The organism is Sphingomonas sp. GW821-FHT12D09, from assembly GCF_058807215.1.
Map to the genome: position 1 here is coordinate 212,221 of NZ_JBXAQL010000005.1, position 13,458 is coordinate 225,678.

Consider the following 13,458-nt stretch of genomic DNA (forward strand, 5'->3'; position numbering starts at 1 on the left):
GTGGCTCTCGGCTGTGGATGACGCTGCACTGTTCTGCGCCCTTCCGGGGTCTTCGTCACCTGCCAAAATCTGGGGTACCAATCGGCCGGCCGCTTCAAGAATCTCCCGAGGCGGTGGCAACCATCACGAACTCCGCCGAGGCCGCACGCCGACGCTCGGCGCTGAGCAGGTCCTCCGCCCATAGTTCGACTCGTACCCGCTGCGACCGGTTGCCGCGCATCGTTACCCGCGCCGCCATCTCGATCATCTCGCCCTCGTTTATCGGCGTAGTGAAATCGACGCGCTCCGAGGCGGCCATCACCATCACTTTCCGCGTGTCCCGCGTCGAGGCGATGAAAGCGGCCTTGCCGAGCATGCGCAGCGACTCGCCGCCGAACAGCGTGCCGTAATGGTTGGTCTGCGGCGGGAAGACCATGTCTGCCATCAGCAATGCGCCCTCGGGCTCGTCTTCGGGCGGCGCGAGAGCGGGCAAAGGTCCACCCTCGCGCGCCACCAGCGTGAAGCGGCCACGCGTACACAGACGCCGCTCCCCGCTGAGCAGTGCCTCGGCGACCAGCTCGACCTCGACATCGAGCGAGCGGGTGCCGACCCGAACCACGCGTCCCGTCGCCTCGATCAATTCGCCCTTCAGCGCCGGTGCGGCGAAGTCGATCCGATCGGAGGCGGCGGTGACGAAGGGCGCCCGGCCATGGCGTGAGGCGGCGAGGAACGCCACCTTGTCCATGTGCGCGAGCGCCACCCCGCCGAACAGCGTGCCGTGGTGGTTGGTGTCGCCCGGGAACACCATGTCGATGAGGCGGACGACACCAGCCATCAGGCGGGCTCCGCCACGCGGACGCGCAAGGTCCGCGCCGCCGCGACCATTGCGTCGATCGCCGGCTTCACTTCCTCCCATTTGCGCGTCTTGAGGCCGCAATCGGGGTTCACCCACAGCTGCTCGGGCGCGAGATGCGCCTGGGCAAGCTGCATCAGCGAGACCATCTCCTCGACCGAGGGGACGCGCGGGGCGTGGATGTCATAGACGCCGGGCCCGATCGCGCTCGGATAGCGATAGGCGGCGAAGCCCTCGAGCAGCTCCATCTGCGATCGCGCGGTCTCGATCGAGATCACATCGGTGTCCATCGCGCCGATCGCCGGCAGGATGTCGTTAAACTCCGAATAGCACATGTGCGTGTGGATCTGGGTCGCATCGGCCACGCCCGCCGCCGAGAGCCGGAAGCTGTCCACCGCCCAGTCGAGATAGGCCTGCCAGTCGCGCTTGCGCAGCGGCATGCCTTCACGAAGCGCTGCCTCATCGATCTGGATCGCCTTGCAGCCCGCCTTTTCGAGATCGACCACCTCGTCGCGGATCGCCAGTGCGATCTGCTGGCACGATGTCGCGCGCGGCTGGTCGTCGCGCACGAAGCTCCAGTTGAGGATCGTCACCGGGCCGGTGAGCATGCCCTTCATCGGCTTGTCTGTTAGCGACTGCGCATAGCGCCACCACTCGACCGTCATTGGCTCGGGCCGCGAGACGTCGCCGAACAGGATCGGCGGGCGGACGCAGCGCGAGCCATAGGACTGGACCCAGCCATTCAACGTGAAGGCGAAGCCGGCGAGCTGCTCGCCGAAATACTGGACCATGTCGTTGCGTTCGAACTCGCCGTGCACGAGCATGTCGAGCCCGGCTTCCTCCTGCCAGCGGACCGTGCGCGCGGTTTCCTCGCGCAGGAACTGCTCATAGGCGGCGCTCCCCAGATTGCCGCGATTATGCTCGGCGCGGGCGTGGCGGACCTCGGCGGTCTGCGGGAACGATCCGATCGTCGTGGTGGGGAAAGGCGGCAGGTCGAGCACTTCGGCCTGGACCTTGGCGCGATCGGCATAGGGCGAGATGCGGTCGCGCATCGCATGGGTCACCGCGAGCATGCGCGCCTGGACCTGCGGGTTGTGGATGCGCAGCGATACTTGCCGTGCCGCCGCCGCTTCGCTCGATGCGAGCAGCTTGGCCGCGACGGTCTCCCGGCCCGCGTTGAGCGCATCCTTCAGTGTCACCAGCTCATCGACCTTCTGCACCGCGAAGGCGAGCCACTGCTTGATCTCATCGCCGAGCTTGGTCTCGAGCGCCAGGTCCACCGGCACGTGGAGCAACGAGCAAGAGGGGGCCAGGATCACGTCGCGGGTGGCGGCGATCGGCTTGATCCGGTCGAGGATTTTCTCCAGGTCCGCGCGCCAGATGTTGCGGCCGTCGATCACGCCGAGCGAGAGCAGCAGCTTCTTGGGTGCCGCCACCAACACCTTGTCGAGCTGGTCCGGCGCGCGGACGAGATCGATGTGCAGCCCGGCAACCGGCAGGTTCACGGCGAGGGTGAGGTTGTCTTCCAGCGCGCCGAAATAGGTGGCGAGCAGGATGTTGAGGCCCAGCCGCGGCAACTTGGCATAGGCGCGGGTGATCGCGGCGCGCTGGCGCTCGCTCAGGTCGAGCGCGAGGATCGGCTCGTCGATCTGCACCCATTTGGCGCCGGCATGCTGGAGCTGGGTGAGTACAGCTGAATAGAGGCCGAGCACCTCGTCGAGATAGTCGAAGGGATCGACGTCGCGGCCCTTGGCGAGGCTGAGCCAGGTGACCGGGCCGAGCAGCACCGGGCGCGTCTCATAGCCGAGCGCCTTGGCCTCGCGATATTCGTCGACGATCTTGGAAGAGGAGAGGGCGAGCTGCTGCCCCGCCGCCAGCTCCGGGACCATGTAATGATAGTTGGTGTCGAACCACTTGGTCATTTCCTGCGCGGTGTGGCCATGGCCGTGCGCGCAGGATGCCGTCTCTCCCGTGGTGCCGCGTGCCATCGCGAAATAGGTGGCGAGGTCGGCAGTGCCGGCGGCGACGCCGTAGCGCTCGGGGATCGCGCCCAGCATCAGGCTGGTGTCGAGCACGTGATCGTAGAAGGAGAAGTCGTTGCTCGGCAGCCAGTCGGCCCCCAGCGCGGCCTGGCGGGCCCAGGCGGCGGCGCGCAGGCCCTGGGCGGCCTCCAGCAGCTCGGCTTCGGACGACTTGCCCGACCAGAATTTCTCGAGTGCGAACTTGAGTTCGCGGCGTGGCCCGATCCTTGGGAAGCCGAGCGTGGCAACAGTAACGGTCATGGTCTTCATACCCCGATGAAACGGCGGGGGAGACCGGCATGACACACAGGCATGCGAGGACGGTTGCCCGGCCGCGGCATGCAAGCGGCCAGACCGGGCACCCCGCCGGTGGACGTTATCGCGTCGGAGGCAGGTCTCCTGGCTCACGGGTCAGCGCGGACGATCCGTCTTCCCAAGGGGCAAGCCCCTCAGTGACACAGCTTGGATCGCCGCTCGCCGCTTACAGTTGCGGGGGCAGCGCCGGTTTCGCACCGGCTTCCCGTCTTAGCTTCCGGGCAAGCCGGAAGAACCTCGACGCCTTAAGCATCTGCCGCTCGGGGTACGGCGTCAAGGGTGATATAAAGAATTCTTTATATGAGCTTCTCGCCGATACTCTATTCCGTCATCCCCGCCTTCGCGGGGATGACGATGGCAGGCAACTCCCGCCCACGCCGATCCACCCGCATCCACCGCCCGCCGGCGTACCAGCCATGCTCCCCGTCGCTGGCCAGCGTGCACCCGATGCAAACCTCCGCCACGCCCTTCTCGAACGGCATGGCGCCATCATAGCGGCGCGGGATCACCAGGTGCAGCGCGCGGTCGATATAGCCGATCTTCCCGCCGAGCTGCGAGCGTGCCCGGCCATCGACGAAGTCCTCGGCGCCATTGTCCATCGTCATCACCGGCGCGGTGCGGCCGTCGCGGGCGACATAGTGGAAGCTCTTGCCGACATGGACCGTGGCCAGGCCGCCCCAGTCATAGTCGAGCTTCGCGCGGTGCGCCGGCGCCAGCCGGATCGTCCCGTCGGCTTGCTCCGCGGCGCAGTCCGGGAACGTGTCGAGCTCGCCCCCACGCGGCGCGTAGAAGCAGGCGAGGGGATAGGGTTCCGCAGCCGGTCCGGCGGCCGCGGTCAGCATGAGGAGCGGGGGGATCGGCCAGCGCATTGCGCAAGGCTATCATACCGGACGCCGTGTCCAAAGACCGGCTGAGCATGACATATAAAGATATCTTTATATTAGGAATTGCACGGCGACGGCGAAGTCTGTAGGGCGCCCGCATCCGCTGCCGGCGATTCCCGGCGCGTAACCGATTCACATCTGGAGACCAGCTCGTGGCTACCGTGCTCGACAAGGATTACGTCATCAAGGACCTCTCGCTTGCCGCCTTTGGCCGCAAGGAGATCGAGATCGCCGAGACCGAAATGCCCGGCCTGATGGCACTGCGCGCCGAGTTCGGCGCCTCGAAGCCGCTCAAGGGTGCGCGCATCACCGGCTCGCTGCACATGACGATCCAGACCGCGGTGCTGATCGAGACGCTCAAGGAGCTGGGCGCCGAGCTGCGCTGGGCGACCTGCAACATCTATTCGACCCAGGACCACGCCGCGGCCGCGATCGCCGAGGCCGGCATCCCCGTCTTCGCCGTGAAGGGCGAGACGCTCGAGGAATATTGGGACTACGTCATCCGCATCTTCGACTGGGGCCAGGACCAGACCTGCAACCTCATCCTCGACGACGGCGGCGACGCCACCATGTTCGCGCTGTGGGGCGCGCGCGTCGAGGCGGGTGAAGAGCTGTTCACCCCGTCGAACGAAGAGGAAGAGATCTTCGTCGCCACGCTGAAGCGCTTCCTGGGCGAGCGCCCGGGCTACCTCACCAAGACCGTCGCCACGATCAAGGGCGTCTCGGAAGAGACCACCACCGGCGTGCACCGTCTCTATGAGCTGTCGAAGAAGGGCAAGCTGCCCTTCCCGGCGATCAACGTGAACGACAGCGTCACCAAGTCGAAGTTCGACAACCTCTATGGCTGCAAGGAATCGCTGGTCGACGCGATTCGTCGCGCCACCGACGTGATGCTCGCCGGCAAGGTCGCCTGCGTCGCCGGCTTCGGCGATGTCGGCAAGGGTTCGGCCGCGTCGCTCCGCAACGGCGGCGCCCGCGTGCTGGTCACCGAAGTCGATCCGATCTGCGCGCTGCAGGCGGCGATGGAAGGCTATGAAGTCGTGACGATGGAAGAGGCCGCCACCCGCGCCGACATCTTCGTCACCGCCACCGGTAACGAAGCCGTGCTCACCGTCGACCACATGCGTGCGATGAAGAACATGGCGATCGTCTCGAACATCGGCCATTTCGACAGCGAGATCGAGATCGCCGGCCTGGCGAACTTCAAGTGGACCGAGATCAAGCCGCAGGTCGACGAAGTCGAGTTCCCGGACGGCAAGAAGATCATCGTCCTGTCGAAGGGCCGCCTGGTGAACCTCGGCAACGCGACCGGCCACCCGTCGTTCGTGATGTCGTCGTCCTTCACCAACCAGGTGCTGGCGCAGCTCGAACTGTGGAGCGGCGCGGACAAGTACAAGAACGAAGTCTATGTCCTGCCGAAGCACCTCGACGAGAAGGTCGCCGCGCTTCACCTCGACAAGCTGGGCGTGAAGCTCACCAAGCTGAGCCAGAAGCAGGCGGACTATATCGGCGTGCCGGTCGAAGGTCCGTTCAAGCCGGATCACTATCGTTACTAATCGGTAAAAGACCGCAACAAATTGGCCGCGTTCCCCTGAGGGAGCGCGGCCTTTTTGTTACTGAAACGATGTTGTAATTTTGCAACGCAACATCGGAAAGCGTTGTTCGAGCGCAACTGATCGCCACCATACGGCGTCTTGCACACATCTCGGACAAAATGCGGAAACATTCGATTCCGAGGACGGGAGGACTTTTTCAGAGGGATGTACAAATGCGTCAGATTGTTGCGCGCAAGCAAAACCGCTTCTCGTTGACCGCGTCCGCCGTGGTGCTCGCACTCGCGATCGCCACGCCGGCCTTCGCGCAGACCGCCGACCAGACTCCGCCTGCCGACGCGCAGGACGCCGCCGCCGTGCCGCAGACGGATCAGGCCGCAGCGCAGGAAGGCGCCATCGTCGTCACCGGCTCGCGCATCCGCCGCCAGGATTTCGAGACGCCGAACCCGGTGGTGACCCTGGGTGCGCAGACGCTGCAGGATTCGGGCACCACCAACCTGACCGACTTCCTCACCGGCTATCCGGCGCTGCAGGGATCGTCGACCTCGGCCAACAACTCGGGTGACCGGGCGGGCATCGGCTATACCGGCCTCAACCTGCTCGACCTGCGCAACCTCGGCACCCAGCGCACGCTGGTGCTGGTCGACGGCCGTCGCCACGTCTCCGGCGTGCCCGGCACTGCCTCGGTCGACATCAACACCATCCCCAACGACCTGGTCGATCGCATCGAAGTGCTGACCGGCGGCGCCTCGGCCATCTACGGCGCGGACGGCGTGACCGGCGTGGTCAACTTCATCATGAAGAAGAACTTCGAGGGCATCAGCGCGCGCGCGCAGGCGGGCATTTCGGAGCAGGGCGATGCCGGCCAGCGTCTCTTCTCGATCACTGCGGGCAAGAACTTCGCCGATGGCCGCGGCAACATCGCCGTCGCCTATGAATATGGCTCGGAAGACCGCCTCGATTCGCACAATCGCAGCCGCTTCTCCGGTTCGAACCGTATCGGCTTCTATCGCAATCCGAACGGCACCAGCCCGACCTATGTGCCGCTGAACGACATCCGCTATTACGACACCGCCCGCGAAGGCGGCATCGACATCGATTTCGACGGCATGCCCGACTATCTCGTCGGGGCCGGCGGCCTCCAGCTGTTCGATCACGGCACCTATGTGCCGAGTGCCTATCAGCAGGGCGGAAGCGCCACCCGCGTCGCCGATTACGGCAATGATCTGCTGCCGCAGGTCGATCGCCACGTCGTCAATGCGCTCGCGCATTTCGATATCAGCCCGGCCTTCCAGGTGTTCGCCGAGGGCAAATATGCGCGCACGCACAGCTATTCGCTGGCACAGCCGACCTTCGACTATTACCTCCTGATCCCCGAGGACAACCCCTACATCCCGGCGGCCCTGCGGCCGATCATCGCGGCCGCGGGCAATGGCGGCGTGCTGCTCAACCGCGACAATTTCGACTTCGGCCAGCGCGGTGAGGACATCACCCGCGAGACTTATCGCGGCGTGTTCGGCGTGCGCGGCGACCTCAGCAGCCACCTGAACTACGAAGTGTCGTACACCTATGGCCGCACCGACGTGACGAGCCGTTACCTGAACGACATCCTCGACGACCGCTACTATGCGGCGATCGACGTGGTGCAGGGCGCCAATGGCCCGACCTGCCGCGTCAATGTCGATCCGACCTGGACGCCGGACCAGCCGTACAACTCGACGCGCGACGTCTTCGCCCCGACGACCTTCACGCCGGGCCAGTGCATTCCGCTCAACCTGTTCGGCGAAAATGCCGGCAGCCAGGCGGCGCTCGACTGGATCAAGGCGGATACGCTCGATCGTGCCCGCATCCAGCAGCATGTTGCCTCGGCGTATCTGAGCGGCGATCTGGGCGGCCTGTTCTCGATGCCGGGCGGCGGCAATATCGGTTTCTCGGTCGGTGCCGAATACCGCAAGGAAAAGAGCAGCTTCACGCCCGATCCGCTCGCGGCGCAGAGCCTGACCTTCACCAACGCGCTCACCCGTGACGCGGGCGAGTATGACGTCAAGGAAGTGTTCGGCGAGCTTCGCGTGCCGCTGCTCACCGATACCTTCATCCACAGCCTCGAAGTGGGCGGCGCGGTGCGCTTCTCCGACTACTCGACGATCGGCAGCACCACGACCTGGAAGGTCGACGGCGCGTTCTCGCCGATCCGCGATATCACCTTCAACGGCACCTATTCGAAGGCGGTGCGTGCGCCGAACATCGGCGAGCTGTTCTCGGGCAACTCGCAGACCTTCGAGTTCATCACCGATCCGTGCCTGTCGACCGAGCTACAGTTCGGCACGCAGTATCGCGCGGCAAACTGCCAGGCGCTGCTGACCTCGCTAGGCGCCAACCCGGCGACCTATGACGATACGCGTTCGACGAACATCCCGGGCTTCGCGGGCGGCAACCCGAGCCTGCAGCAGGAAGAGGCAACCACCTGGACTGCGGGCGTCGTGCTCCAGCCGAGCTTCCTGCGTGGCTTCTCGCTGCGTGCGGACTGGTATGACATCCGCCTCAAGAACGCGATCAACACGGTCACCTCGCAGGAGCTCTCCGAGCTGTGCGTCGATCAGCCGACGCTCAACAATCCCTTCTGCGCGGGAATCGTCCGCCAGAATGGCGGCGCGGGCACGGCGGATGCGGGCAATATCGTCGGCTTCACGCTCACCCCGCAGAACGTCGCCGAGTTCCGTACCGCGGGCCTCGACGTGAACCTCAACTACACGTTGCGCACGTCGAAGCTGGGCACGTTCAATCTGAGCGTGATCGGCAACTATCTCGACCGGCTGCAGTTCATCGGCACCCCGGGCGCGGACGTCACTAATTCGCGCGGCGCGGCTGGTGCGCCGAAGTACACGGTCAATGCCGACCTGAGCTGGCAGTATGAGGGCTTCCGGGTCAACTACGGCATCCTGTGGACCGACAAGACGCTGCGTTACTCGAACCAGGCGGTGGCCGGCGATCCGGACATCGTGGCGCCGGAGTATCTCTACTTCAACGAGCTGTGGCAGCACGACATCTCGATGAGCTACAACGTGAACGACCGCTTCCAGCTCTATGGCGGTGTGCGCAACCTGTGGAACCAGAAGCCGGACATCGGCACGCTGGGTACCCCGATCAGTGCCGTCGGCCGTTTCGGCTATGTCGGCGCCCGCGTGAAGCTGCCGAACCTGTTCTGAGCAGCCTCACCGCTGTAAAGCGAACCAGCGAAGGGCCCGGCCGCAAGCCGGGCCCTTTTCGTTTGCGCCGAAACTGTCCTAAGGGTCCGCAATGAATCCCCGGAGCGGCGCGCTTTGATCCACATCACGCAATCGGCCGCGGTGCTCGCGGGTGCTGCGCTGGCGCTGCTCGTGATCGGCAGCGTCTGGGCATTGTTCGCCGGGCTGCGCGCGCGTGCCGAAGCTGCCGGGATCGCCGAGATCAATGCCCAGCTCGCCGCCCTGGTGAGCGGATCGCCCGCGCAGGCGATGCTGGTCCGTGCCGATGGCCGGCTCGAGCTGCCGCGCCGGCTCGGCGACTGGCTGGGCCTCCAGGACCTGCCCCGCGGGCTGGACGCGTTGAGTGGGAAGGGGGCGGGGCTGCTGCCCGAGGATGCAGATGCGCTGGGCGTCCACGTCTCTGCCGCGCAAAAGGCGGGCAAGCCGTTCGCCCTCTCGGTACGGGCACAGGGCTCCGAACGCGCGCTGCTGGTGATCGGCGAGCGCGCGCCCCAGGCAGTCAACGCGCCGGGCGGCGTGGTGCTGTGGTTCCTCGACGCGACCGAGAGCCAGGCCGAGATCAACCGGCTCCAGCGCGAGGCGACGCGCCTGCGCGCCGCCTTCGACGCGCTGACCGCGCTGATCGAGGCTGCGCCGATGCCGATGTGGTATCGCGGCACCGACCTTCGCCTGCTGATGGTCAATACCGCCTATGTCGAGGCGGTCGAGGGCAAGGATGCCGAGGACGTGGTCGCCCGCGGGCTCGAACTGGTCGAGGGCGTCGGCTTTGGCGGGCCGCTCGCCAATGCCGCGATCGCGCGCGACACCGGCGAGCCGCAGACCGTGGCGATGCCCGCGACGATCGGCGGCACCCGCCGGATGCTGCGCCTGCACGACATGCCGTTGGGTACCGGTGGGGTGGCGGGCTTCGCCGTCGATATCGAGGAGCTCGAACAGGCGCGCGGCGGCCTGAAGCGCTTCGCCCAGGCCCAGCGCGCGATGCTCGACAAGATATCGGCAGGCGTGGCGCAGTTCGGCGCGGACCGCAGCCTGATCTTCTCCAACCAGCCGTTCCGCCGCATGTTCGCGATGAAGAACGAGTGGCTGGCCGATCGCCCCGAGTTCGACCGCGTGCTCGATCGCATGCGCGAGACCAATCGCCTGCCCGAAGTACGCGACTATCCGGCCTGGAAGGCCGAGCGGCGCGAATGGTTCGTCTCGGCCGAGGCGGTGGAAGAGACCTGGACGATGGGTCCGACCCATCTGCGCGTCGTCGCGCAGCCTCTGCCCGAGGGCGGGCTGCTGTTGCTGTTCGAGGATCGCACCCAGCAGTTCGAGCTGCAGCGCGAGCATGGCGAGATGCAGCAGGTGCGCACCGCGACGCTGGAGAGCCTGGCCGAAGCCGTCGCCGTGTTCGGCAAGGGCCGGCTCCAGCTGTGGAACCGCAAGTTTCGCCAGGTCTGGGACTTCGAGGATGCCTTCCTCGACGGGCACCCCCAGGTACTGGCGCTCACCCGTGCGGCGGGCCCGAAGCTGGCCAATCCGGCGCGGGCGGACGTGATCGGCGATCTGGTGCGCATGGCGGCGCAGGAGCGCCAGTCGCGCGGCTCCAGCATCGCCTTTGCCGATGGCCGGCATTTCGACGTCACCGCGGTGCCGCTGCCCGACGGCAATGCGCTGGTGACGATGCTCGACACTACCGATCATCACCGCGCCGAGCGTGCACTCAGGGATCGCAACGAAGCGCTGGAGGCGGCGGACCGGGTCAAGACCTCGTTCCTCGCCAACATGAGCTATGAGCTGCGCACGCCGCTCACGTCGATCAAGGGCTTTGGCGAGATGCTGCACGGCGGCTTTGCCGGCCCGCTGAGTGCGAGCGGGCAGGAATATTCCGAGGCGATCCTCGTCTCGGTCGAGCGGCTGGGAACGATGATCGACGAAGTGCTCGACCTGACCCAGAGCGAAGGCACGCCGCTGGAGCGGGTACCGGTCGATATCGAGATGGCCGCGCAGAATGCTGCCGAGGCGATCGCGCAGCTGGCCAAGGCCAAGGGTATCGAGCTGGTCGTCGAGGATGCCGGCAGCGCGGGCAGCGTCATCGGCGATCCGCGGCGCCTCCGCCAGGTGATCGAGCATCTGCTGCGCCACGCCGTCGCGGCGACGCCGGAGCAGGGCAGGGTGCTGCTCCACTTGGACGGCAACAGTCGCGTGGCGCGCGTGATCGTTTCCGACAACAGCCCCGGCATGAGCCCGGAGGCGGCGGCGAGCGCTTTCGATCGCTTCGCCCAGTTCGGCAATGCCCGGGGCAGCGAGCGCACGCTGGGCTTGGGCCTCCCAATCGCCCGCCAGTTCGTCGAGGCGCATCGCGGCCGCATCGAGCTGATCTCCGAGCCGGGTGAGGGCACTTTGGTGACGGTGGAGCTGCCGCGGGCATGATCCTGCGCTCGCCCGAAGAATCGCTCGATCTCGGCCGCAAGCTGGCCGAACTCGTCCGTCCGGGCGACGTGATCGCGCTCTCCGGACCGCTCGGCGCCGGCAAGACCAGCATTGCCCGCGGGCTCCTGGCGGCGCTCGGCCTGGAAGAGGAGGCGCCGAGCCCCAGCTTCGCGATCGTCCAGCCCTATGCGCCGCCCGAAGTCCGCTTCCCCGTCTTCCACGTCGATCTCTACCGAATCGATGACCCGCAAGAAGCCGAGGAGCTGGGCCTCGACGACGCCCGCCATGATTCGCTGCTGATCGTCGAATGGCCCGAGCGTTTGGGCGATGCGGCGTGGCACGATGCGCTGTGGTTGTCCCTGGATGTGGCACCGGACGGCGCGCGCGCCTTGACAGCCAAGGTCCCGGCGGCATGGAAGGACCGATGGTCTCTGACATGAATCCGCCCGCCACGGCGCCCGACTTCCTCGTTGCCGCCGGTTGGGGCGGGGCCGAGATCCGCCCGCTTGCCGGCGACGCCTCGTTCCGCCGCTATTTCCGCGTCGTGGAGCATGACCGCACCGCGATACTGATGGATGCGCCGCCCCCGCACGAGGATCCGCGCCCCTTCATCAACATCGCCCGCTGGCTCACCAGCCACGGCTTCGCCGCGCCCGAGATCCTGCACGAGGACCTTGGCGAGGGCCTCGTCCTCATCCAGGACTTCGGCGACGCACGCATGCGCGAGACCGTCGACGCCGCCCCCGAGAGCGAGCTGCGCCTCTACGAGGAAGCGGTCGACCTGATCATCCGCCTCGCCGAGCATCCGGCGGCAGACATCCTCAATCCCTACACCCTGGCCGAATATCACCGCGAGGCGGACCTGCTCCCCGAATGGTATTGCCCCGCGGTCGGCCTCGACGCCGATATCGAAGGGTATCGCAAGGCCTGGGACGAAGCCCTCGCCCCGGTCCTTTCCGGTCACACGCCCGTCACCGTGCTGCGCGATTACCATGTCGAGAACATCATGCTGATCGACGGTAGCGCGGCGGAGACCTTGGGCCTGCTCGACTTCCAGGACGCGCTGGCGGGCCACCCCGCCTATGACCTCGTCTCGCTGCTGCAGGACGCGCGCCGCGACGTGCCCGAGAGCCTCGAGACCGCGATGCTCGACCGCTACAAGCGCATCACCGGCGCCGGCGATGCGTTCGACGTGGCCTATCACGTGCTCGGCGCGCAGCGGAACGCCAAGATCGTCGGCATCTTCACCCGGCTGTGGAAGCGCGACGGCAAGCCGCGCTATCCGGGCCTGTGCCCGCGCGTCTGGACCTATCTCAACCGCGACCTCCAGCACCCCGCGCTCAAGCCGGTGGCCGACTGGTTCGCCGCGAACGTCCCCGAAGACATGCGCGGCGACCCGCTGACCATTGCCGGCGCATGAAGCAGTCCGCTACCTATTCGCTGCGCCCCAATCCGGACGTCGCCATGCCGGAGACCGCGATGGTGATGGCCGCCGGCCTCGGCAAGCGCATGCGCCCGCTCACCGTCACGCGCCCCAAGCCGCTGGTCGAAGTCGCCGGCAAGACGCTGCTCGACCACACGATGGATCACCTGCGCGAGGCCGGGATCAAGCGCGCGGTGGTCAACGTCCATTACCTGGCGGACCAGGTCGAGGCGCACCTGAAGGCCCGCGCCGAGGGTGTCGACGTGCTGATCTCCGATGAGCGCGCCCAGCTGATGGAGACCGGCGGCGGCATCGTCCAGGCGCGCGCGCTGCTCGGCGACAAGCCCTTCTTCACGGTCAACAGCGACACGCTCTGGGTCGACGGCCCGATCACTTCGCTGCACGCGCTCGCCGCCGCCTGGGACGACGACAGGATGGACGCGCTGCTCCTGCTCGTGCCGCTCGCCCGCGCTTTCAGCCACAAGGGGCAGGGCGATTTCCGCCTCGACCCGTTGGGGCGCATCACCGAGCGCCGCAAGCCCGGCCGCCTCGCGCCCTTCGTCTATGCCGGCGCCCAGATCCTCTCGCCGCGCGTGATCCGCGACTGGCCCGAGGGGCCATTCTCGACCAACCTCTTCTGGAACCGTGCAATGGAGCAGGGGCGGTTGTGGGGCGTGGTCCACCAGGGCCTGTGGTTCGACGTCGGCACTCCCGGCGCGGTCAAGGAAGCCGAGGACGTGCTGGCGACGGTTTGAGCCAGGTCCATCGCC

Annotated in this window: 9 protein-coding genes and 1 riboswitch; of the genes, 6 read left to right on the forward strand and 3 right to left on the reverse strand. The window is 66.7% G+C overall.

The window, feature by feature from the left end; translation table 11 throughout:
* Positions 1-94: 94 nt before the first annotated feature.
* From AC1RPL_RS20840 to AC1RPL_RS20850, 3 genes are all read right to left on the reverse strand, one after another.
* Entirely contained in the window at positions 95-814 is a 720-nt protein-coding gene (locus tag AC1RPL_RS20840) for an acyl-CoA thioesterase (protein ID WP_493072168.1), read from the reverse strand.
* Positions 814-3,114, reverse strand: coding sequence for a 5-methyltetrahydropteroyltriglutamate--homocysteine S-methyltransferase (gene metE / locus AC1RPL_RS20845; RefSeq protein WP_493072170.1), 2,301 nt, complete (start codon positions 3,112-3,114; stop codon positions 814-816). The genes AC1RPL_RS20840 and metE overlap by 1 nt, the downstream gene beginning before the upstream one ends.
* A gap of 110 nt (positions 3,115-3,224) precedes the next feature.
* A riboswitch (cobalamin riboswitch) is annotated at positions 3,225-3,423 on the reverse strand.
* A 65-nt stretch (positions 3,424-3,488) separates the two neighbouring features.
* Positions 3,489-4,010 (reverse strand): WG repeat-containing protein, encoded by a 522-nt coding sequence (locus tag AC1RPL_RS20850; protein WP_493072172.1) that lies wholly within the window; start codon positions 4,008-4,010, stop codon positions 3,489-3,491.
* A gap of 194 nt (positions 4,011-4,204) precedes the next feature.
* Between AC1RPL_RS20850 and ahcY the strand changes: the two genes are divergently transcribed.
* From ahcY to AC1RPL_RS20880, 6 genes are all read left to right on the forward strand, one after another.
* Positions 4,205-5,608 carry an adenosylhomocysteinase gene (gene ahcY / locus AC1RPL_RS20855; RefSeq protein ID WP_493072173.1) on the forward strand — a complete coding sequence of 468 codons (1,404 nt, stop codon included), beginning with the start codon at positions 4,205-4,207 and terminating at the stop codon, positions 5,606-5,608.
* A 212-nt stretch (positions 5,609-5,820) separates the two neighbouring features.
* Complete coding sequence (locus tag AC1RPL_RS20860; RefSeq protein WP_493072175.1) at positions 5,821-8,811, forward strand: TonB-dependent receptor plug domain-containing protein; 2,991 nt, start codon at positions 5,821-5,823, stop codon at positions 8,809-8,811.
* Positions 8,812-8,925: 114 nt separating this feature from the next.
* The gene (locus AC1RPL_RS20865) at positions 8,926-11,265 is read left to right on the forward strand and encodes a sensor histidine kinase (protein WP_493072177.1); all 2,340 of its coding nucleotides are present in this window, start codon (positions 8,926-8,928) and stop codon (positions 11,263-11,265) included.
* Positions 11,262-11,705 (forward strand): tRNA (adenosine(37)-N6)-threonylcarbamoyltransferase complex ATPase subunit type 1 TsaE, encoded by a 444-nt coding sequence (gene tsaE, locus AC1RPL_RS20870; protein WP_493072179.1) that lies wholly within the window; start codon positions 11,262-11,264, stop codon positions 11,703-11,705. The genes AC1RPL_RS20865 and tsaE overlap by 4 nt, the downstream gene beginning before the upstream one ends.
* A complete protein-coding gene (locus AC1RPL_RS20875) occupies positions 11,702-12,685 on the forward strand; it encodes an aminoglycoside phosphotransferase family protein (protein WP_493072421.1) in 984 nt (327 codons plus the stop codon). The genes tsaE and AC1RPL_RS20875 overlap by 4 nt, the downstream gene beginning before the upstream one ends.
* Entirely contained in the window at positions 12,682-13,443 is a 762-nt protein-coding gene (locus AC1RPL_RS20880; protein WP_493072180.1) for a nucleotidyltransferase family protein, read from the forward strand. The genes AC1RPL_RS20875 and AC1RPL_RS20880 overlap by 4 nt, the downstream gene beginning before the upstream one ends.
* Positions 13,444-13,458 lie beyond the last annotated feature (15 nt).